This is a genomic window from Gammaproteobacteria bacterium (assembly GCA_028817225.1).
GTDB lineage: Bacteria > Pseudomonadota > Gammaproteobacteria > Poriferisulfidales > Oxydemutatoraceae > Oxydemutator.
The window spans coordinates 15,557-37,090 of the sequence record JAPPQC010000036.1 but is presented as its reverse complement, the minus strand read 5'-3'; the positions used below and the strand labels follow the sequence as shown (position 1 = coordinate 37,090).

General features: G+C 62.6%; 24 protein-coding genes. 16 read left to right on the top strand and 8 right to left on the bottom strand.

Annotation, left to right across the window (positions count from 1 at the left end; all coding sequences use genetic code 11):
* The 13 genes from OXU50_05205 to trmB all read left to right on the top strand — a co-directional run.
* On the top strand, positions 1 to 1,599 hold a 1,599-nt coding region (locus tag OXU50_05205), incomplete at its 5' end, for a hypothetical protein (GenBank protein MDD9869271.1).
* A gap of 81 nt (positions 1,600 to 1,680) precedes the next feature.
* Positions 1,681 to 1,929 carry a hypothetical protein gene (locus OXU50_05200; protein ID MDD9869270.1) on the top strand — a complete coding sequence of 83 codons (249 nt, stop codon included), beginning with the start codon at positions 1,681 to 1,683 and terminating at the stop codon, positions 1,927 to 1,929.
* 179 nt (positions 1,930 to 2,108) lie between these two features.
* The gene (gene rpe / locus OXU50_05195; GenBank protein ID MDD9869269.1) at positions 2,109 to 2,774 is read left to right on the top strand and encodes a ribulose-phosphate 3-epimerase; all 666 of its coding nucleotides are present in this window, start codon (positions 2,109 to 2,111) and stop codon (positions 2,772 to 2,774) included.
* Between the two features lie 9 nt (positions 2,775 to 2,783).
* Entirely contained in the window at positions 2,784 to 4,388 is a 1,605-nt protein-coding gene (locus tag OXU50_05190; protein ID MDD9869268.1) for a chorismate-binding protein, read from the top strand.
* A gap of 27 nt (positions 4,389 to 4,415) precedes the next feature.
* The gene (locus OXU50_05185) at positions 4,416 to 5,009 is read left to right on the top strand and encodes an aminodeoxychorismate/anthranilate synthase component II (protein MDD9869267.1); all 594 of its coding nucleotides are present in this window, start codon (positions 4,416 to 4,418) and stop codon (positions 5,007 to 5,009) included.
* Entirely contained in the window at positions 5,002 to 6,045 is a 1,044-nt protein-coding gene (trpD, locus tag OXU50_05180) for an anthranilate phosphoribosyltransferase (GenBank protein MDD9869266.1), read from the top strand. The genes OXU50_05185 and trpD overlap by 8 nt, the downstream gene beginning before the upstream one ends.
* A complete protein-coding gene (gene trpC / locus OXU50_05175) occupies positions 6,038 to 6,838 on the top strand; it encodes an indole-3-glycerol phosphate synthase TrpC (protein MDD9869265.1) in 801 nt (266 codons plus the stop codon). The genes trpD and trpC overlap by 8 nt, the downstream gene beginning before the upstream one ends.
* A complete protein-coding gene (locus tag OXU50_05170; GenBank protein ID MDD9869264.1) occupies positions 6,835 to 7,251 on the top strand; it encodes an OsmC family protein in 417 nt (138 codons plus the stop codon). The genes trpC and OXU50_05170 overlap by 4 nt, the downstream gene beginning before the upstream one ends.
* Positions 7,245 to 7,631, top strand: coding sequence for a VOC family protein (locus OXU50_05165; protein MDD9869263.1), 387 nt, complete (start codon positions 7,245 to 7,247; stop codon positions 7,629 to 7,631). The genes OXU50_05170 and OXU50_05165 overlap by 7 nt, the downstream gene beginning before the upstream one ends.
* A 20-nt stretch (positions 7,632 to 7,651) precedes the next feature.
* Positions 7,652 to 8,944: an adenosylmethionine--8-amino-7-oxononanoate transaminase gene (bioA, locus tag OXU50_05160; protein ID MDD9869262.1), complete on the top strand. Its 1,293-nt coding sequence runs from the start codon at positions 7,652 to 7,654 to the stop codon at positions 8,942 to 8,944.
* A gap of 7 nt (positions 8,945 to 8,951) precedes the next feature.
* Positions 8,952 to 9,158 carry a sulfur carrier protein ThiS gene (gene thiS / locus OXU50_05155; protein ID MDD9869261.1) on the top strand — a complete coding sequence of 69 codons (207 nt, stop codon included), beginning with the start codon at positions 8,952 to 8,954 and terminating at the stop codon, positions 9,156 to 9,158.
* Between the two features lie 6 nt (positions 9,159 to 9,164).
* The gene (locus tag OXU50_05150) at positions 9,165 to 9,980 is read left to right on the top strand and encodes a thiazole synthase (protein ID MDD9869260.1); all 816 of its coding nucleotides are present in this window, start codon (positions 9,165 to 9,167) and stop codon (positions 9,978 to 9,980) included.
* Between the two features lie 10 nt (positions 9,981 to 9,990).
* Complete coding sequence (gene trmB / locus OXU50_05145; GenBank protein ID MDD9869259.1) at positions 9,991 to 10,689, top strand: tRNA (guanosine(46)-N7)-methyltransferase TrmB; 699 nt, start codon at positions 9,991 to 9,993, stop codon at positions 10,687 to 10,689.
* Here trmB and OXU50_05140 read toward each other — a convergent pair.
* Positions 10,649 to 12,505 carry a SulP family inorganic anion transporter gene (locus tag OXU50_05140; protein ID MDD9869258.1) on the bottom strand — a complete coding sequence of 619 codons (1,857 nt, stop codon included), beginning with the start codon at positions 12,503 to 12,505 and terminating at the stop codon, positions 10,649 to 10,651. The genes trmB and OXU50_05140 overlap by 41 nt on opposite strands.
* A 199-nt stretch (positions 12,506 to 12,704) precedes the next feature.
* On the opposite strand from OXU50_05140, the gene OXU50_05135 reads away from it, so the two are divergent.
* The 3 genes from OXU50_05135 to mutM are packed head-to-tail and all read left to right on the top strand — an operon-like array spanning position 12,705 to position 15,566.
* Positions 12,705 to 13,757 carry an NADP(H)-dependent aldo-keto reductase gene (locus OXU50_05135; GenBank protein ID MDD9869257.1) on the top strand — a complete coding sequence of 351 codons (1,053 nt, stop codon included), beginning with the start codon at positions 12,705 to 12,707 and terminating at the stop codon, positions 13,755 to 13,757.
* 26 nt (positions 13,758 to 13,783) lie between these two features.
* Entirely contained in the window at positions 13,784 to 14,758 is a 975-nt protein-coding gene (locus OXU50_05130; protein MDD9869256.1) for a hypothetical protein, read from the top strand.
* Positions 14,751 to 15,566: a bifunctional DNA-formamidopyrimidine glycosylase/DNA-(apurinic or apyrimidinic site) lyase gene (gene mutM, locus OXU50_05125; protein MDD9869255.1), complete on the top strand. Its 816-nt coding sequence runs from the start codon at positions 14,751 to 14,753 to the stop codon at positions 15,564 to 15,566. The genes OXU50_05130 and mutM overlap by 8 nt, the downstream gene beginning before the upstream one ends.
* A gap of 9 nt (positions 15,567 to 15,575) precedes the next feature.
* Here mutM and OXU50_05120 read toward each other — a convergent pair whose 3' ends face one another.
* The 7 genes from OXU50_05120 to OXU50_05090 all read right to left on the bottom strand — a co-directional run bounded on the left by OXU50_05120 (position 15,576) and on the right by OXU50_05090 (position 20,983).
* A complete protein-coding gene (locus OXU50_05120) occupies positions 15,576 to 16,421 on the bottom strand; it encodes a GNAT family N-acetyltransferase (GenBank protein MDD9869254.1) in 846 nt (281 codons plus the stop codon).
* Complete coding sequence (locus OXU50_05115; protein MDD9869253.1) at positions 16,418 to 17,626, bottom strand: AAA family ATPase; 1,209 nt, start codon at positions 17,624 to 17,626, stop codon at positions 16,418 to 16,420. Before OXU50_05115 ends, OXU50_05120 begins: the two co-directional genes overlap by 4 nt.
* A gap of 250 nt (positions 17,627 to 17,876) precedes the next feature.
* Positions 17,877 to 18,605, bottom strand: a complete 729-nt coding sequence (locus tag OXU50_05110; GenBank protein MDD9869252.1) for a Fic family protein — start codon at positions 18,603 to 18,605, stop codon at positions 17,877 to 17,879.
* 99 nt (positions 18,606 to 18,704) lie between these two features.
* Entirely contained in the window at positions 18,705 to 19,544 is an 840-nt protein-coding gene (dinD, locus tag OXU50_05105; GenBank protein ID MDD9869251.1) for a DNA damage-inducible protein D, read from the bottom strand.
* Positions 19,544 to 20,053: a TIR domain-containing protein gene (locus OXU50_05100; protein MDD9869250.1), complete on the bottom strand. Its 510-nt coding sequence runs from the start codon at positions 20,051 to 20,053 to the stop codon at positions 19,544 to 19,546. Before OXU50_05100 ends, dinD begins: the two co-directional genes overlap by 1 nt.
* A 9-nt stretch (positions 20,054 to 20,062) precedes the next feature.
* A complete protein-coding gene (locus OXU50_05095) occupies positions 20,063 to 20,554 on the bottom strand; it encodes a TIR domain-containing protein (protein MDD9869249.1) in 492 nt (163 codons plus the stop codon).
* Positions 20,555 to 20,557: 3 nt separating this feature from the next.
* A complete protein-coding gene (locus OXU50_05090) occupies positions 20,558 to 20,983 on the bottom strand; it encodes a hypothetical protein (GenBank protein MDD9869248.1) in 426 nt (141 codons plus the stop codon).
* Positions 20,984 to 21,534 lie beyond the last annotated feature (551 nt).

Below are 21,534 nucleotides of genomic sequence, written 5' to 3'. Positions count from 1 at the left end.
GCGGCGCCTCATGTCGCAGGCGCCGCGGCGCTGCTGTGGGCGCACCGGCCCGGCCTGAGCGTCGGCGAGGTGCGCGCCGCGCTGCTGGACAATGTGGACAAGTTCCCCACCGACTCCATCGACAGGGGCAGGGTCGCAAGCGGCGGCGCGCTGAACATCGCCAACGCGCTTTTTTCGGTAACCGAACCCGGCATCCGCATTCATTCTTCGCAAACCATGGTGATGGAAGGCGCAAACGGCTATTTAGATGTCTCGCTGACGCGCGAACCTCGGGGAGCGCCCCATCGTGTCGTTGTCCGGGCCACAACCGCCACCGCAGGCAGGATAACCGGAATCAACCCCGGCGCCCTGACATTCACGCGGGAAAACTGGCACCTGCCGCAGCGAATTGATTTCGGCACCCTCGTCGGCGTCTTTCCCGGAGGCCCCGTCGAAACCCTGCAACTCTCCGTTGACGCGGCGCAGTCCGACCCGGCTTACGCCGCCGTCAGCCGCTCCGTCACCGTGCAGGTGGATGTCGAGCGCGGCATTTACATTCACGCCTCGCAAACCACCGTGGCGGAAGGCGCAATCGGCTACCTCGATGTCTCGCTGACGCGCGCGCCGCCGGACGCGGGGCGGAATGTCATTCTGCGGGTTAATGCAGACAACCCAAGAATAATTGAACCCAGCATGTTCCCGGTATTCACAAGCGGGAATTGGCACGAGGAGCAAAGATTTGTCTTTGGTGTTTCCGAGGACGAGATTGTCCAGCCGACGACCGTGACGGAATTCCTGCAAATCTCCGCTTTTGATACATCCGACCCGGCCTGGGTCGCTGTCAGCCGCTCCGTCGCCGTGCAGATAATCAATGACGACCCGTGGACCGTGCTTGGCGGCTCGCCGCTGATGCTGACGGTGGATGAAGGCAGCAGCGCAACCGTCGGTCTTGTGTTCAATCCGCTGCCGCAGGACGTTTCGATGACAATCACTGTCCGCAACCATCTCGCGGGCGCCAATCCCGACGACTATGTGACGCCCGCAATCATCCGCGCCGCCGCCGGTTCGACCGGCACCCGCTTCACCGTCCGGATAACCGACGACGAGGAAACCGAGACGATGGAAACCATCATCCTTCAGATTGCGCCCTCCAGCCCCGATGTGCTCGGAACGGAAGCCATGACCGTGATTGTCGCCATCCCGGCCAACGATCCAGTCGCGACGCTGGCGGTTTCCCCCAACCTGCTGGCGGAAGGCGGCAGCGCGGTTGTGACCGTCCGCCTGAACATTCCCGTCTCAAGCACCGTCATGTTCAATATCAACGCCGACCCGGAAAATCCGGCGCGCTACTCGCTGGCCAACCCGCTGACCGTCACACGGGGGACAACACACGGCTCGGTTGTGCTGTCCGCACCGGACAACGGCGTGCCGGAGGAAAGCCAGACCGTCACACTGACTTTCACACAGACCTCCGGCAGCGATGTCCCCGTCATCCGCGGCAACCCGTCCACCGCGCAACTGCGGATAGTGGACGACTTGCTGCTGATGCGGCTGCGCGTTTTCCTCGAAGGCGCCGTCAGCACGGAAGGGCGCAGCACCGCCGCCCCCGACCCGCCGTAATTCCCCACCGGCCACCCCGCCCCTCCGCCGGCATGTTATAATCTCCCCGACAAGGAGGAAAATCTAAAAAATGGAGATTTCATGGAAAACAATGAAATGGATGAGTCAAGAATAAAACAAATTGTCAAAGAAGCAATTGCTCCGCTCTCAACAAAAGTGGATGCACTTGAAGCTGATGTTCGCAGACTTGTGTACTGGACCATCGGCACATCCCTGACCACTATCGTGGTGGCTATGGGGTTGGTGGGCTTTGCCATCAGCGTTTTTGGCAACCACATGCAATCCATGCAGCTGCTTATCTCGGCGTTGCAGTTGCCTGCGGCCAATTGACTCATCCCGGACCTTGTCCGCACAAACCGAAAGGCCGCCTCCGGGGCGGCCTTTCTCCATCCGCCGCGCATCACGCCAGGTAAACCGCCGGACAAGCGCCGCGCCGCCTGAAATTCGCCGATTTGGGCGCACTCTGTGTAAAATTGGCGGCATTGGCGCAACCCCCTTGCAGACAAACAATGAAAGACCTGATTTGCCCCTCCATTCTGTCGGCTGATTTTTCGCGGCTCGGCGAAGACACGCAGGCCGTGCTCGACGCCGGCGCCGACATGATTCACTTCGATGTGATGGACAACCACTATGTCCCCAACCTGACTTTCGGGCCGATGGTGTGCCGCGCGCTTCGGGAGTACGGCATCACGGCGCCGATTGATGTTCACCTGATGGTCAAGCCGGTGGACCGGCTGATCGAGGAATTCATCGAGGCCGGCGCGTCGTGGGTCACCTTCCATCCCGAGGCCAGCGAGCATGTGGACCGCAGCCTGCAACTGATACGCGACAAGGGCTGCAAGGGCGGGCTGGCGCTGAACCCGGCGACGCCGCTCGACTGCCTGCAATGGGCGCTTGAACGGATTGACATGATACTGCTGATGTCGGTCAACCCCGGCTTCGGCGGCCAGCAGTTCATTCCGGCGACGCTCGAGAAACTTCGCCAGGCGCGAAAACTGATTGACGACAGCGGGCGCGACATCCGCCTTGAGGTGGACGGCGGCGTCAAGTGCGACAACATCGCCGCCATCAAGGCCGCCGGCGCCGACACCTTCGTCGCCGGTTCGGCGGTGTTCGGCGCCGCCGACTACGGGCGCGTCATCGCCGACATGCGCGCGGCGCTGAAAGCGGCCTGACACCCGCGCATGATCACGCGCGACGAATACCGGCGCCTGGCGCGGCAGGGCTACACGCACATCCCGCTGGTGCATGAAGTGCCGGCGGACCTCGACACGCCGGTCGGCGTCTATATGAAACTGGCGAACCACCCGTACAGTTACCTGCTGGAATCGGTCAGCGGCGGCGAACACTGGGGGCGCTACTCGATCATCGGCCTCGACTGCCGCCGCCACATCCGCGTCTGCGGGCGCCGCGTCGCCGTCCACCGCGACGGGCGGATAGACGAACAGCACGACACCGACGACCCGCTCGCGTGGATTGAACGCTACGCCGCGGCGTTCCGCGTGCCGCAAATCGAGGCGGCGCCGCGCTTCATCGGCGGGCTGGTCGGCTACTTCGGCTACGAGACCGTCCACTACATCGAGCCGCGCCTGGCCGGCAGCGCCAACCCGGACGAACTCGGCACGCCCGACATCCTGCTGCTGGTGTCCGAACAGGTCGCGGTGTTCGACAACCTGCGCGGCACGCTGTCGCTGATTGTGCTGGCCGACACCTCGCAGGACGACGCCTGGCAACGCGCCCGCGAACGCCTCGCACAACTGGAACAACGCCTGCGCGAACCGCTGCCGCCGCCACCAACGCAGGCGGCACCCCAGCCACCAACGCAGGCGGCACCCCAGGCGCCAATGCAGTCGGCGACAGTGCCGCCACCAATGCAGGCGGCGCCCCAGGCGCCAACGCAGGCGGCACCCCTACCCCCAACGCAGGCGGCGCCCCAGGCGCCGCCGACACTGGAACACGCGTTCGTCTCCAGTTTCGGGCGCGACGCCTTCCTGCGCGCGGTCGGCACCTGCCGCGACTACATCGCCGCCGGCGACGCGATGCAAATCGTGCTGTCGCAGCGCCTCAAGGCGCCCTTCCGCGGCGCCGACCTGAACTTCTACCGCGCGCTGCGCCGCCTCAACCCGTCGCCCTACATGTATTACCTCGACCTCGAGGATTTCCGAATCGTCGGCTCGTCGCCGGAGATTCTGGTGCGGCTTGAAGACGGGCAACTGACGCTGCGCCCGATCGCCGGCACGCGCCCGCGCGGGCGCGACCACGACGAAGACCTGCGCCTTGAGCGCGAACTGCTGGCCGACGCGAAGGAACTCGCCGAACACCTGATGCTGATAGACCTCGGGCGCAACGACCTCGGGCGCATCGCGCAAACCGGCAGCGTGCGGGTCACCGAGCGGATGATCGTCGAGCGTTATTCGCATGTCATGCACATCGTCTCCAATGTCACCGCGCAAAAGAGAAACGGCGTCGGCCCGATGGACGCGCTGCGCGCGGCCTTCCCGGCGGGAACGCTGTCGGGCGCGCCGAAGATACGCGCGATGGAGATCATCGCCGAACTCGAGCCGGTCAAGCGCAACATCTACGCCGGCGCCGTCGGCTACATCGGCTGGAACGGCACGATGGACACCGCCATCGCCATCCGCACCGCGGTCATCAAGGACGGCGCGCTGATTGTGCAGGCCGGCGCCGGCCTCGTGTACGACTCCCGCCCCGAACGCGAGTGGGAGGAAACCATGAGCAAGGCGCGCGCGATGTTCGAGGCGGCGGCCATCGCCTGCGAACTGCCCTGATACAATCGCACCGGCACGGCCAAGACGATGATATTGATGATAGACAACTACGATTCGTTCACCTGGAACCTGGTGCAATACCTGGGCGAACTGGGGGCCGAGGTCAGGGTCGTGCGCAACGACGAGGCCGGCGCCGCCGGCCTCCGCGACATGCGCCCCGAACGCATCGTCATCTCGCCGGGGCCGTGCACGCCCGACGAGGCCGGCGTCTCGCTTGAGGCGGTGCGCGCCTTCGCCGGCAGCGTGCCGATACTCGGCGTGTGCCTCGGCCACCAGGCCATCGGCCAGGCGTTCGGCGGGCGCATCGTCCGCGCGCGGCAAATCATGCACGGCAAAACCTCGATGATCCACCACCGCGGCGACGGCGTGTTCACATCGCTCGCCAGCCCGTTCGAGGCGACGCGCTACCACTCGCTCGTCATTGAAAAAGACACGCTGCCGGACTGCCTCGAAGTCACCGCGTGGACGCAGCACGACGGCGGCGACGACGACAACGGCGACGGCGAAATCATGGGCGTGCGCCACAAGCAGCACCGCGTCGCCGGCGTGCAGTTTCACCCGGAATCCATCCTCACGCAGCACGGCCACCAACTGCTGAGAAACTTTCTCGAAGATGCCTGAATCATTGATGGACGCCGCCATCGCCAGACTCGCGCGCGGCGACAACCTGGACGAGCAGACGATGGCCGGCGCGATGCGCGAGATGATGACGGGCGCCGCCGGCGCCGAACAGGCGCGCGCCTTTCTTGTCGCGCTGCGCGACAAGGGCGAGACCGTGACCGAAATCGCCGCGGCGGCGCGCACGCTGATGCAGTTCGCGGTGCCCGTTTCCGTCGCCGCCGACAACCTGGTGGACACCTGCGGCACCGGCGGCGACGGCGCCGGCACTTTCAACATCTCCACCGGCGCGGCGCTGGCGGCGGCGGGCGCCGGCGCGACCGTCGCCAAGCACGGCAACCGCTCGGTATCAAGCCAAAGCGGCAGCGCCGATGTGCTGGAGGCCGCCGGCGTCCGCCTTGAACTCGGCGCCGAACAGGCCGCCGAATGCATCCGCCAAACCGGCATCGGCTTTCTGTTCGCGCCGTGCTTTCACCCGGCGATGAAACAGGTCGCGCCGGTACGCAAGGCCATCGGCACGCGCACCCTGTTCAACCTGCTGGGGCCGCTGCTGAACCCCGCCGCCGCGCCGTGCCGCGTCATCGGCGTGTTCGACGCCCGCTGGCTTGAGCCGATGGCGGAGACCGCCGCCACCACCGGCGTGCGGCGCGTGATGACGGTGCACTCCGAAGACGGCCTCGATGAAATCAGCACGGCGGCGCCGACGCAGGTGTTTGAGCAAACCGAAAACGGCGGCGGGCGGCGCACGCTGACGCCCGCCGACTTCAACTGCGACAGCGCGCCCGCCGGTGCGCTGCGCGTCTCGTCGCCCGAAGACAGCCTGAGAATGCTGCGCGCGGTGCTGGCCGGCGAGCCGGGCGCCGCCGCCGACGCCGTCGCCGTCAACGCCGGCGCCGCGCTTTACATCGCGGGCCTCGCCGGCGGCCTGCGCGAGGGCGCCGACATGGCGCGGCGCGCGCTGCGCGACGGGCGCGCGGCGGCCAAACTCGACGCGCTGGTTAAGGCCAGCAACCGACTGGCGCGGCCAACCGATGGCTGAAACAATACTCGGCCAGATTCTCGCGCACAAACGAGACGAGATACAACAGCGCAAAGACCGGTACAGCGTCGCGGACTTGCAGGACTTTGCCAAAGAGCAGTCCGCCGCGCGCGGCTTCGCGCAGAAACTGCGCGGCCTCGTGTCGGCCCGCCAAACCGCCGTCATCGCCGAAATCAAGCGCGCATCGCCCAGCAAGGGCGTGCTGCGCGAGCCGTTCGAGCCGCTCGCCATCGCGCGCGACTACATGGCCGCCGGCGCCGCCTGCCTGTCGGTGCTGACCGACAACCGTTTCTTCAAAGGCTCCGGCGCCATCCTCGACCTGGTGCGCCGCCACTGCCCGCTGCCGGCGCTGCGAAAGGACTTCATCATTGACCCGTACCAACTGCACGAGAGCAAGGCGGTCGGCGCCGACGCCGTGCTGCTGATTGCCGCGGCGCTGCCGGACGACGGCCTGCTGCGCGACCTGTTCGAGACGGCGCGCGGCCTCGGCATGGATGTGCTGGCCGAAGTGCACGACGAGGCCGAACTCGCCCGCGTGCTGAAACCCGGCGACGGCCCGGAACTGATCGGCGTCAACAACCGCGACCTGAACACATTCGAGGTCTCGCTTGAGACCAGCCTGCGCCTTGCGGCGCAAGTCCCCGGTGATAAAATCGTCGTCAGCGAAAGCGGCATTCATTCGTGCGCCGACATCCGGCGCCTGCGCGACGGCCCGGTTTACGCCTGCCTGATTGGCGAGGCGCTGATGACGGCGGAAAACCCGGGCGATAAACTGAGGGAACTGCTTGCATGAAGGCGAAAGTGAAATGGACCGGCTACATGTCGTTTGTCGGCGAATCCGGCTCCGGGCACTGCGTTTCAATGGACGGCGCGCCGGAGGCCGGAGGCCGCAACCTGGCGCCGCGCCCGATGGAGATGGTGCTGATGGGCCTCGGCGGTTGCAGCAGTTTTGACATCGTAAAAATGCTGAAAGCCGCGGGCCAGGATGTGCGCGATGTCGAGATACGCCTTGAGGCCGAGCGCGCCGACACCGAACCCGCCGTGTTCACGCGCATCCGCGGCCACTTCACCGTCAGCGGCCACGCCATCAGCGACGACGAGGTGCGAAAGGCGGTGCGCGCTTCCGCCGAAAAACACTCGTCGGTGTCGAAGATGCTCGAAAAAACCGCCGACATCAAATACGACTACGAGATCGTCGAATTGTGAAGCCGCCCGCAACCGCCGGCCTGCGCCATGTCGCGCTGGCCGTCAGCGACCTGGAGGGGTGCGCGCGTTTCTATGCGCTGCTCGGCTACGAGACCGAATGGCGCCCCGATGACGACAACCTCTACCTGACTTCCGGCGCCGACAACCTCGCGCTGCACCGGGCGCCCGACGCGCGCGCCGGCGGCGCGCTCGACCACATCGGCATCCTGCTGCGCCGCGCCGACGATGTGGACGCCTGGCACCGCTTTCTGTCCGCACACGGCGTCGCCATCGAGGCGCCGCCGAAAACGCACCGCGACGGCGCGCGCAGTTTCTACTGCCGCGACCCGGCGGGCAACCGCGTGCAGTTGATCTACCACCCGCCGATTGCCGGCGCCTGACATTCCCGCGCCCCCCCGCGATGACCACCTTCGATGACGCGATGGCGGCTTTCGACCGCGACCACCTGTGGCATCCGTACAGCGCGATGCGCGGCGGCGGCGGCGCGGCGCCGGTGGTCGCGGCGCGCGGCGTGCACCTGGAACTGGCCGACGGCAGGCAACTGGTGGACGGCATGTCGTCGTGGTGGGCGGCGATACACGGCTACAACCACCCGGCGCTGAACGAGGCGCTGGAACGCCAACTCGCGCAAATGGCGCATATCATGTTCGGCGGCCTGACGCACCCTGCCGCCGTCGAACTGGGGCGGCGGCTGTGCGCGCTGCTGCCGGACGGCCTCGACCGGATTTTCTTCTGCGATTCCGGCTCGGTGTCGGTCGAGGTCGCCGTCAAGATGGCGCTGCAATACTGGCGCGCGAAAGGCAAACCGGGCAAGACGCGGCTGCTGGCGCTGCGCCACGGCTACCACGGCGACACCTTCGCGGCGATGTCGGTGTGCGATCCGGACGGCGGCATGCACCATCTGTTTCGCGGCACGCTGCCCGAACAACTCTTCGTGCGCGCACCGCGCTGCGGCGGCGACTGCGACATGGAGGCGGTGACCGAACTGGAACGCGCGCTCGGCGCGCACGCGCACGAGACCGCCGCGCTGATACTCGAGCCCGTCGTCCAGGGCGCCGGCGGCATGCGCATCTACGGCGCCGGTTACCTGCGCCACGCGCGCGAACTGTGCGAGCGCCACGGCGTGCTGCTGATCTTCGACGAAATCGCGACCGGCTTCGGCAGAACCGGGCGCCTGTTCGCGCTTGAACACGCGGGCGCGGCGCCCGACATCCTTTGCATCGGCAAGGCCCTGACCGGCGGCTACCTGAGCCTCGCGGCGACGATTACTTGCGGTGAAATCAGCGACGCGCTCGACGGCGGCGAGCCGGGCGTGCTGATGCACGGCCCGACCTACATGGCCAACCCGCTGGCCTGCGCGGTCGCCTGCGCCAGCCTCGACCTGCTCGCGCGCGGCGACTGGCGCGCGCGCGTTGCGCGCATTGAAAGCCGCCTCGGCGACGAACTGGCGCCGTGCCGCGCGTCAACGGGCGTGCGCGATGTGCGCGTCAAGGGCGCCATCGGCGTCGTTGAACTGGAACAAGAGGTGAATGTCGCCGCGCTGTGCCGCGCCTTCATTGAACAGGGCGTGTGGATACGCCCGTTCCGAAACCTGATCTACCTGATGCCGCCCTACATCATCGGCGACGGCGAACTGTCGCAACTGACCGAAGCCGTCCGCCGCGCCGTGGCCGCGCCGCAGGGCGGGCTATAATCAACGCATGGGGAGCATCGAAATCCGGGTCAACGGCACGGCGCGCACGCTGCCGGACGGCGCCACGCTCGGCGCGCTGGTCGAGACGCTGGCGGCGGGGCGCAAGATTGCGGTCGAGGTCAACGGCGGCGTGGTTCCGCGCGCCGAACACGCCGCGTTCCGGCTGTCGGCGGGCGACCGGGTCGAGATTATCGAAGCCATCGGCGGCGGCTGACCGCGAATGACGGCGAAACCCACCGACAACCGCGACCAGCCGCTGGCCTTCGCCGGCAGGACCTGGCAATCGCGCCTGCTGCTCGGCACCGGCAAGTACCGCGACCTGGAGCAGACGCGCGAGGCGGTTGAAAACTCCGGCTGCGAAATCGTGACCGTCGCCATCCGGCGCACGAATATCGGTCAGAAAGCCGGCCAAAACAAGGGCGAACCGAACCTGCTCGACATCCTGCCGCCGCCGCGCTACACCATCCTGCCGAACACCGCCGGCTGTTACAGCGCCGACGACGCCGTGCGCACCTGCCGCCTCGCGCGCGAACTGCTGGACGGCGCGCGGCTGGTCAAACTGGAAGTGCTGGGCGACGGGAAAACGCTGCTCCCCGATGTGCGCGAAACGCTGAAAGCCGCCGCCACGCTGGTCGCCGACAACTTCGATGTGATGGTGTACACCAACGACGACCCCATTGCCGCGCGCGCCTTTGAAGACACCGGCTGCGTCGCGGTGATGCCGCTGGCGGCGCCCATCGGCTCCGGGCTGGGCATCCGCAACCCCCTCAACATCGCGACCATCGTCGAGAACGCATCGGTGCCGATCATCGTGGACGCCGGCGTCGGCACCGCGTCGGACGCGGCGATTGCGATGGAACTCGGCTGCGACGGCGTGCTGATGAACACCGCCATCGCCGAGGCCGGCGACCCGCCGCTGATGGCGACCGCGATGAAACAGGCGGTCGAGGCCGGGCGCCGCGCGTGGCTTGCCGGGCGCATGCCGCGGCGGCGTTTCGCGGCGGCGTCGTCGCCCGGCGAGCGCCTGTTTTTCTGACCGCCCGGCGATGAACCGCGGCAGCGCCGAAGCGCCCGCGCGGCGCCCGGTCAGAAGTTATGTGCTGCGCGAGGGGCGCCTGACGCCGGCGCAGCGCGGCGCGCTGGAAAAACACTGGCCGCGCTTCGGCGTTGAGTTGCCGCCGGGCGCGCTCGACCTCGCCGGCGTCTTCGGGCGCGACGCCGCCGTCGTCATGGAAATCGGTTTCGGCAACGGCGAAGTGCTGGCGGCGATGGCCGCCGAAGACCCCGGCAGCGACTTTCTCGGCCTTGAAGTCTGGCGCCCCGGCATCGGCGCGCTGCTGCAAAAGGCCGCCGCCGCCGAACTGTCGAACCTGCGCATCATTCGCGGCGACGCGGCGACGGTGGTGAGCCGTCATCTGGCGGGCGCCGGCCTGGACCGGGTGATGATACTGTTTCCCGACCCGTGGCCGAAAAGACGCCACCACAAACGCCGGCTGGTGCAGCCCGCGTTCATCGGCGCGCTGGCGCGGACGCTGCGCGACGGCGGGCGCCTGCACCTGGCGACCGACTGGGCGCCTTACGCGCGGGCGATGCGCGACGCCGTCGCCGCCGCCGGCCTGTTCACGGCGGCGGCAACCGAACGCCCGCCGTGGCGCCCGCTGTCGCGCTTCGAGCGGCGCGCGCGCGCGCAGGGGCGGCCCGTGTTCAATCTGCTGTACGAGGCGGGTTCGGCTGCCCGGCGATGATGCCGAGCAGCGTGTTCGGCGTGCGCCGGCTCTTTTGCAGCAGGCAGCCGGCGAAGTTGCCGGTGCCGCAGCCCTCGACCGGGCACTCGCAATCGCCCTGCTCTTGCAGCGCGCTCCAGGCGTATTCAAGCGCGTCGTCGCGGTTTCTGAAAAAGTGGTCGGCCCATTCGGGGCTGGCGAAGCCGCTGCGCTTGAAAGTGTCCATCACCGGCGTCGGCACGCGCGTGAACAGGAATTCAATGTGCAGGCCGACGAGGTCGCGCGCCAGTTGGTGCAGCATCTCCTCGCCGGTCGCGTCAATCTCGTTCATCGAGACGGCGTCCACGATGATGAACCGCAATTCCGGGTGGCTGGCGACGCGCTCGAGTATCTGCGCCTGGAAATAGCCGGTGTTGGCGAAGAACAGCGGCCCGCCGAAGCGGACAATCGCGATTTTCGGGCACACCTTCAGGATGTGGACGATGGCGTCGCGCAGCGTGCCGTCGGGGTGGCGCGCAAGAATCGAGATGCTCGGGCGCATCGTCCGGTACACATACAGCCCGAGCGACAGCAGCACGCCGGTCAGGATGCCGTTTTCAAGGTGCGGCGCGTAGAACAGCGTCACCGCGAAGGTAATCAGCGCGACGACGGCGTCGTGCCTTTGCACGCGCCACATGTTCCTGAACGGCTTGATTTTGACGAGGCCGGCGACGGCGAGAATGATGACCGCCGCCAGCGTCGGCTGCGGCAGGTGGTAGAACAGCGGCGTCAGGAACAGCAGCGTCAGCCCGACCAGCAGCGCCGTGATGATGGACGAGAAGCCCGTCACCGCCTTCGCCTCGAAGTTGACCGCCGAGCGCGAGAACGAACCCGACACGGCGTAGCCCTGGAAGACGCTGGCGGCGATGTTCGACAGCCCCTGCCCGATCAGTTCCTGGTCGGCGTCGAGGCGCTGGCGGGTGCTCGCCGCCATCGCCTTGGCGATTGAGATGGCCTCCATGAAGCCAATCAGCGCGATTGCGATGGCGACCCCCGACAGTTGCTGCACCGCGGCCAGGCTGAAGGTCGGCATCTCGAACGACGGCAAACCCTGCGGCACGACGCCGACAACGCCGCCGCCGCGCGCCTCGAAGCCGAAGTGCCATGAAATCAGCGTCGCCGCGGCGACGCCCACCAGCACATTCGGCACCTTCGGCAGATACCTTTTCAGCGCCACCATCAGCGCCAGCGAGAACACCGCGATGGCGAAAGTCGGCCAGTGCATCTGCTGGACGCCCGTCACCAGCGCCTCCCACACCATCTCGTAATGGTGCTCGCTCCTCTCGACGCTGACGCCGAAGATCTTGCCGAGTTGCGAGGTGGCGATGATGATGGCGGCGGCGTTGGTGAAGCCGACGACGACCGGGTGCGACAGAAAATCCACCATCATGCCGAGGCGCACGAAGCCGAGCGTCAACTGCACAAGGCCGACCATCAGCGCCAGCAGCACCGCGTAGGCGAAATAGCCGCCGCTGCCGCTCGCCGCCAGCGGCTCGATGGCCGTCGCCGTCAGCAAAGAGACGACCGCGACCGGCCCGGTCGCCAGTTGGCGCGATGAACCGAACAGCGCGGCGATCGCGACCGGCAGAAACGACGCATACAGGCCGTAGTACGGAGGCAGCCCCGCCAACTGGGCATAGGCCATGGATTGGGGAATCAGGACGAGGGCGACGGTGATGCCGGCGAGGATGTCGGCCCTGACGACGGCGCCGTCGCGCCACTCGCCGACCCAGGTGGTGAAAGGCGTTATGTTCCTGTAAAAACCAAAAAGCGTCTTTTTGAGTTCTTTCGGAAGCAAGGTCTCACCGCTGGATTGACGCCCATGATAACACAACCGGCGCGGAAGTGCACGGACGGCGATTGCCGTGCCGGGGCTGCGGTATAATCACCATTGCCGCAGGCGCCGGCGGGCCGCCGGGGAAGCGGGCGTGATGACCTGTCTTGATGAAACTCTTGCATAAAACAAATGGCGCGGCGGGCCGCCGGGAAGGGCCGCGATGAACTACCGGACGCTCGGGAACACCGGCATTGATGTCAGCGTTATCTGCCTGGGCACGATGACCTGGGGCGAGCAGAACACCGAGGCCGAGGCGCACGAGCAACTGGATTTCGCGGTTGAGCAGGGCGTTAATTTCATTGACACCGCCGAGATGTACCCGGTGCCGCCGAGAGAGGAAACGCAGGGGCTGACCGAGACCCACACCGGCAACTGGCTGAAACGGCGCAAGAACCGCGGCGACCTGATCCTTGCGAGCAAGGTGTCCGGCCCGGACATGCAGAGTTACCTGCGCGGCGGCCCGGAACTGACGCGCGACCACATTGAGCGGGCGCTGGAAGGCAGCCTGCAACGCCTCGGCACCGACTGCATTGACCTCTACCAGGTGCACTGGCCGGCGCGCAAGACCAACTTCTTCGGCAAACTCGGCTACCAGCACGAGGACGACGCCGGCGACCCGCCGACGCCGATCAGCGAGACACTGGAAGCGTTGGGCGACCTTGTCGCGCAGGGCAAGGTGCGCCACATCGGCATTTCCAACGAGACGCCGTGGGGCGCGATGGCGTATCTGGCACTGTCCGGACAGTCCGGCGGGAAACCCGCGCTGCCGCGCATTGTCAGCATTCAGAATCCTTACAGCCTGCTGAACCGCACCTTTGAGGTCGGCCTCGCCGAAATCGCGCACCGCGAACAGTGCGGGCTGCTGGCGTATTCGCCGCTCGGCTTCGGCGTGCTGAGCGGCAAGTATCTGGACGGCGCCAAACCCGCGAACGCGCGGCTGACGCTGTTTGAATACTTCACCCGCTACACCGGCGAGGCCGGCATCGAGGCCACCCGCCGTTATGTGGAGATTGCGCGCGGCGCCGGCCTGGACCCGGCGCAAATGGCGCTGGCCTATGTCAATACGCGCTCGTTTCTGACCAGCAACATCATCGGCGCGACGACGATGGAGCAACTGAAAAGCAACATCGAAAGCGCCCGCCTTGAATTGTCCGTGGATGTGCTCGAGGCCATCGAGCGGGTTCACGAAGACCTTCCCAACCCCTGCCCCTGATTCGGCGCGCGGCCCGGACGGTTGTCATGTCGGCGCCCTGCGACATCCGGCTTGAAGACGGCGCACCCGGCGGCGAACATTGCCTGGCGAGCATCGCCTTCCCCGGCGGCGGCGAAGACGAAAAGGACGCGGTTGCGACCGGCCTGCAACCGCTTGACGGCGACCGCCGCCGCGAGAACTGGTATGCGCGCAAACCGGTGCGGCGCGGGCGCAACAAAGCCCTGCATTACGCCTGCAACGACGAAGTGCTGTTCGGCCACGCGCGGCTGGCCGCCGGCGACGAACTGGCGGCGGAAACGCTGGCCGTGTACCGGATGCTGGGCGACACGCTTGACGAGCACAATATGTCGCCGATTCGCATCTGGCATTATCTGCCGGACTTGTGCGGCGGCGCGCCGGTGCGCTACCGTGCATTCTGCGACGGGCGCGCGACGGCGCTTGGGGAGTGGTCAGCGCGGGGGCGGGCGCGCCGGCAGTCGGACTATTGCGCCGCCACTGTCATCGGCACCGGAGCTGACGACGGCGTTTTTTATTTTCTGGCGGCGCCGGAGGGCGGGGTTGGCGTCGAGAATCCGCGCCAGGTCAGCGCGTATCATTATCCGCCGCGTTACGGCGACCCGCCGCCGGCGTTTGTCCGCGCGACGCTGAAACGCTGGCCGCCAACCTGCCAACTGCACATCTCCGGCACCGCCGCCATCGTCGGCCACGAGTCCGCGCACCCCGGCGATGTCGCCGCGCAGTTCGGCGAGATTGTCCGCAACCTCGGCGCGCTGATTGGCGAGGCGGCGCGCGGCGAAGCGGCGCTGCGCGGCGCCGGCGCCAATGATGTTGCGCGCTGCAAAATCTATCTGAACCCGCGCGCCGACGAAGGCGAACTGCTGGACGCGGTGCGCGCGCGCCTCGGCGAACGCTTTCCGTTCCGCCTGTTTCGCGGCGAGATGTGCAGGCCCGAGTTGCTGGTCGAGGCCGAGGGGCTGGTCGAGCGCGGGCGCGATGCCTGAACTGCCCGAGGTGGAAACCACGCGGCGCGGCCTGCAACGGCGCCTGCGCGGGCTGCGCGTGACCGATGTGATTGTGCGCGAACGCCGACTGCGTTACCGCGTAACACCCGGCCTGCGCGGCAAACTGGCCGGGCGGCGCGTTGCAAGGATTGCGCGGCGCGGCAAATACCTGCTGTTTCATTTAGACGACGGCTGCCTGTTGTGCCATCTCGGCATGTCCGGCAGTTTCCGCATCGCCGGCGGCGGCCAGGCCGCCGGTTCGCACGACCACCTGGACATTGTGTTCAGCGGCGGCAAAATCCTGCGTTTTCGGGACCCGCGAAAATTCGGCGCCGTGCTGTGGGTCGGCGGCGAGCCGCTGCGCCACAAACTGCTGGCCGGCCTCGGCCCGGAACCGCTCGGCGCGGGCTTCGGCGGCGATTATCTTTACGAACAGTCAAGAGGGCGGAGCGCGCCCGTCAAGCATTTCATCATGGACAGCCGCGTTGTCGCCGGCGTCGGCAACATTTATGCGAACGAGTCGCTGTTCATCGCCGGCATCCACCCGGCGCGGCGGGCGGGGCGCGTGTCGCGGCAACGCTACCAGACGCTGGCGGCGGCGATCCGGCGGGTGCTGCAACGCGCGATTCGCAAGGGCGGCACAACGCTGCGCGATTTCGTCAAGGAGGACGGACAGCCCGGTTATTTCGGCCAGACACTCGCGGTCTATCAACGCGGCGGCAAGGCGTGCCCGGCGTGCGGCGGCGTGATTCGTTCGCGCGTGCTGGGGCAGCGTTCGACTTTTTATTGCCCGCGCTGCCAGCGTTGATGGGGGCGGTTACCCCAACTCAAATGTGGTGATGCCGAACAGCTTGCCCATCGGCAGTTCGGGAAACGCGCCGGTGTACATGCGCACGGTCTCAAACACGACTTTCATCTGGTGGCGGCGCGCCAGCGCAGCGGCCTGCGGGTTGGTTTCGGGAACATCAAGACAAACCGGCGCGCCTGCCGGCACGCGCGCCGTCAGCGCCGAGAACAGCGTTTGCGCCAGCGCCGGCGTGTCGGCGAACAGCGGGCCAATCTTGTAACCGGCGCGGCACGGGCGAATCACACCGTAACCGGCGAGTTTGCCGTCCGCGCGCACGCCGAGACTCGCGCCTTCGGGCTGGCCTGTCCAGGCTTCCAGAAACCGCGTTCTGACATCGGGGAAAAACAGGCGGTCGTAGTCGCCGACTTCGGAAAACGGCACCGCGGACAACTCAACGACATCGCCGTCCTGCCCGAAAGGCCGCCCGCCGGTTCCCTCATAACGCGCGTTGCGGTGCGCGCGGCGAAAACCGGACTTGCGGTAATTCTCTTGCTGCTCGACAACGCCATCAAGGCCGATGTTGCGCCCTTGCATCCTGTCCATCGCGGCCTTCCATATTTGCAGGCCGTAGCCGCGCCCGCGATACTGCGGCTTGACGATATACAGGCCGAGAAACCCGAATGTCTCACCGTAACGAACCGCCGAAATCACCGCAATCGGCTCGCCGTCAAGCAGGCCAACCAGAAACCCTTCAGGGTCGGCGGCATAAAAACACGCCGCGTCATTGAGGCCGGGATTCCACCCCTCCAGCGCGGCCCACTCAATCACCAGACCGACCTCGTCTTCGGTCATCGGGCGGATTTGACAGGTGCTCATCGCCTGCTTACCCAGTGAACCACCGGAGTTGACAGAAACTTTTCAATGGAAATGCCGCCGTCGCCGACAATCAGACTTCTTGCGGAGCGGAATATCGTTGCAAAATCCCCCAGGCCGGAAATGGAGGTGCGCTTTTTGCCGCCGCGAACCTCGATGGCGGTGAGCCTGCCGTTTTTGTGCAAGACAAAGTCCACCTGGCGGGGGTCGTGGCGCCAGTAATACAACTCGCATTCGCCGGCGGCGGCGGCGTTGAGCATGTGTGCGCCGACCGCAGATTCGGTCAGGCTTCCGAGCAGTTCCCTGTCGGCGAACGTTTCCCTGATGCCGATGCCGGATTGCGCCGTTGTCAGCGCGGTGTTGAAGACCTGCACCTTCGGCTTCGAGCGCTTGTCCGCGGTGAAACTGCCCATGTAATTCTGCAGGCCGGCAACCGCGCCGACACCCGCGAGCAGGTCGAGGTATTTGGAGAATGTCTTTACATTGCCCTTGTTCTGCAGGTGTTTCGCCATTTTTCTGTACGACAGAACTTGCCCGGAACAAGCGCAGTTCATCTCAAACAGACGTTTCAGCAGCAGCGGTTTTCCGACGCGGGCGAGCGGCAGCACATCGCGGGCGACGGTGATTTCCATCAGGGAATCCTTTATGTGGCGCGCCCAGCGCGCCGGTTCGTAAACGAGGGGCGCGGCGCCCGGATAGGCGCCGTAGAAAAGATATTGTTTCAGGTTCCAGCCGAAGGCCCGGCGCATCTCGGCGAAACTCCAGTGCGGCAGGTGCAGTTTTTCCAGGTGCCCGTCAATGCTTTCAACCGACCCGCGCCCCGCCAGCAGCGGCGCCGAGCCGAGCAGTACCACTTTCACCGGCCTGCGGTAGCGCGTGTCCGCGTCCCAGAGGCTTTTCACCGTTGTCGTCCAGCGCGGGATTCTCTGTATCTCGTCCAGTATCAGCAACGCGCTTTTGTTCCCGGAAGCGCGCGCCAAACGCCGCGCCTGCGCCCATTGCAGCCTGATCCACATTCTGCCGGCGCCCAGCGCCGGATCATCCGCGCTGGCAAAGTGGAACGGCAACTTGCTGCGCTCCGCCACCTGCCGCACAAGCGTCGTCTTGCCCACCTGCCGCGCGCCCGATACGAACTGAATCAACTGGCGCGGCTCCCTGATTCGCCGCGACAATTCGGCGGCCTGGGGTCTGATGAATGTGGTTTTCATGGGGCGGGAATTCTACTTTCCGGGGAGATTATGTTCAATACGCGGGGAAATACATATACGAAAACGCCGTTTCATATACATATCGGGCCTGATACATATACGAAAACGCTGTTTCATATACCTATTAAGGCGATACATATACAAAAACGCCGTTTCGTATAACTATTACGAAAATACCTGTACAAAAACCACTTTTTATACGGGGATTCCTGAATTGAACAAGCCCCCTCCCAAAGCCAGCAGGACGAGGCTATGCGTTGTCGCCGTTCAGCGCGATGAGATGGTTTTTGGCGTGGATGCCCTTCTGAAGCATTGCCGCGATGTTGTTTTCAAATAGGTCTTCGAGGCGGCTGATGTCGCCGGTGTCTGCGAATTGAATGGCCGCGATGTACTGGTCGCGGTCATCCAGCACCATCGGCAGGAAGTCCATGCGAACGAGAATGTAGTTCATCAGCAGGCGAACGACCCGCCCGTTGCCGTCGTCAAACGGGTGGATGCGGATAAACCGCTGGTGCAGTTCGGCGAGGAAGGAAACGAGGGTGTCGTGTTTTTCTTCCATGTCCTTGCCAAGCCATTGCCGTATCCACTCCGCCAGTTCCGACATCAGCGCCGGCGTTTCTTCGGGAGAGGCGAATTGAAAGACTTCCCCGGTTTTTGTCAGGACATGGTTGGGCTGCGTTTTGTATTCTCCCGGAACGATTCTCTTGCGCGTCTGCTCGCCATCCGGCGTCTGCGCCACCTTGTAGAACGGCTCTTTCAGGCAAATCCGGTTGAGGTCTCTTATATCCGTTTCCCCGATGGGCCTTTCTTCCGCAGCCAGGTTGCGGGCGTGATCAAAGGCCACATCGTGGGCTTTCATTTCCTCGTATTCCCGCAGTTCGTGGTCTCCGGCAGCGCGACCGTAAATCAGAAGCAACTGGGTTTCGTTGTAGGTAAGCGTGTTGCCCTCAAAGCGGTTGGAGAGGTGGTTGAAACGCATGCGTATCCATTGCCAGAGAGCAACGCTGTTTTGCTCCGGCAGAGGTTGGCAGGAGAGCCATTGGGCATGTAGTGGTGAAATTCGGGACATCGCTTATTCTTAATCCAGGGGTTTCGGATTCTTCAATCCTTTTTTCTCATGAGATTTCAACCTTCTTTCCACCTTTTTCACATCTTCACTGGGCGACAGTTTTTCTGGTCTGATACCTCTTTCAATCAAGGTATTTCTAACGCTTTCATTGTTGGTAATATGTTCGCCGGAGATTTCCCGCTCTGTTTGCATTTGATTGGCTTTCGCATTGAAGATGGTGATTTCAGTAGCAAAATCCTTGGCTTTCAGAACAATGGTCGGCGCAAAATCCGCCAAGGCCCTGCTTTTGGGCACTTTCCATTTGTTTTTCATTTGCTCAGTCGTGTAACCGAACAAGGCTTTGTCGCCTTTAGAGCGAATCAGGCCGAAGTTTCTGTCGCTTCCGGTTTGCTCGTATATCACACCGGAAAGTTCTTTCTCGGTATCGGCAAGTTTTCTGCGTGCCGATATTCGTTCTGCCTCATGAATTCTCTGCTCAATGATTTCCAGTTTCCGAGTCTGGACCGCGAAGTAAGTTTGGGCAAAAGCGATTTCTTCCTTGCGCGGGTCGCCGTTTTGGGCGATGAGATAACAGGCGTAACGGGTGAGCATAAAATCATCTATGACTTTTTCCGCCCCCTTAGGCATCGCTATCGTTTTGCCGACGCCAGCAAAATGATTGGAAGCGTTGTGTTTAGCGGTTTCACAGGCAATTCTTGCCTTGTCAATAACCGTATTGAAGTTCCTCCACTGCTCATAACCAAGCAGGCGCTGAAGGTCTCGCGCAAGCCAGAACTCAACGCCGTTTTCTGTTTGCTTGGCGTGAGATTCAAAGTCGTTGGTTAGCGATTGAATGATTTCGATTTTCATTAATTTCTCTTCCTTATTTTAATGGCCTCTTCCACGGCATTAGATATATGTTTTTTAATCCAAATATATCTTTCTATGCTACTGCGTCCTTGAGGATTGTAGCATTTGACCACTGAAGACAATTTTTTGCCATTATTGAATTCTACATAATCAAAAGGATTCCCACCTAGCAAAGATATATGCCTATCGCTATCTTTCAATCCGTGTATGCGAATACCAACAACTCCCATGCCATCATTCCATGACTTGGCTATCTCATAATTGATCCACCTTCTATTCGCAGTATTCCGGCCGACAAGAACAACAGTGCATGATCTATACTCCATCTGACTATCTATCCAGCGCTCAATGGCATAATCACCTCCTTTCTTGACTGTCTCCCACTCATTATCGGAAACAGGGCTGTTGCCTTCAATAACCCCTATATTGCGGACTTGCGATGCTCTCCAGTTATCAGGTTTATAGTGGAAACTATAAAATACTTGTCTTTTTTTCATGACTACTTTCATGTTTACCTCCTACCTGCCTGCTTGTTGGGCTGCTTTCTCTATCCAGTTTCCCAGATTCCTGTATCCATCGTCATTAGTCCAGTCGTAATAGGAACAACAAGGATAAGCCAATTCTCCAGATGTATTGGGGGCAAAATCAATGGGCGGTTTTCTAAAAGGACTTTCTCCTTTAATAGATGTAAATCTACTTTCATCTTTAACATTGTGAATATAAACCCCAAGCAAACCATTTTTCTTTTTTATACTCTCCACTATCTCATACTTGACCCACTTGCTATTGGCGGTCTGACTGCCAATTAAGACACAAGTAACAGAAGTTCCTTCCAACTGCTTGTCAATCCAATTCTTGATTGATGAGTCTGTGGCTTTTTTGATCTGCTCTATATCAGCCGCATCTACAAAACCTGCCGTTTTATAGTTGCCTTTCGCAACCCAGCTGTTGCGAACCTGATTAGTGCGCCAAACATCGTCCCAGTCAAAACTGAAAAATACTTTTCTCATTGTCTAACTACTCCCAAAATTTTTGAGTATGAGAAATACTGCGAACACAAATAAAATTTCAATTCCGTAAAATATATTAAGTGTCACAGAGAATATGGAAGACCTCCAACTACATTTCGGTTTGTCTTTATGTTTCATGACATTCATCGCGAAGTCCGTAATTTCCTGCTTCCTAATCTCATCATAAACCTTACGAAATAACCGCTCTTGCCAAAGAAAATAACCATCCAGTATCCAAAAGCCAAATACAGGGATAAGAAATGCTATTATGACCTCGTCAGCCTGAATTTCGCTCCTTGCGACGAAAATTATTCCAGCCGCTAGTATAGTCATACTCCAGCCTTTCATTAAAAATGAGTCGTGCCCCAAACGATTGACAACCCCTTGAATCATTTCCAGGTGTTTTACAACTTGTGATTTGTCATTCATTTCTGTTTTCCTTCGCGATTTAGTAGTTGTTTATATTCTCTTTACTATGGGGGAACTGATGGCCCCTCATGCTTATTGCAAAAACTTTTCTAGCCATCTCAATATCAAGGGATATCAATGACAGTCTGTGAAAGTTGTTCCACCAATTGTTCGGGAAGTGCATGTGGTTTCGCCAAAATTATGGAAAGTTGTTCCACCAAATCTTTGGGATGTCCCCGAAGCACCATCGAAATTATGGAACGTCGTGTCACCGAACTTCTGAGAGGTTCCCGAAGCTCCATCAAAATTATGGAACGTTGTGTCACCAAACCTCTGAGAGGTTCCCGAAGCTCCATCAAAGTTATGGAACGTTGTGCTACCAAACCTTTGAGAAGTTCCCGAAGTGTCATCACAATTGTGGAACGTCGTCCCCCCGAGCATCCGGGAAGTACAGTTCTGCGCTTGTGATGACGGCACCATAAAAGCGAGGATAATCGCGATAACCCCACTGATGTGTTGATATTTCATGTTTTGGCCCTCGAGTAAACGAATGTAAAGACAGAAACTAGAAC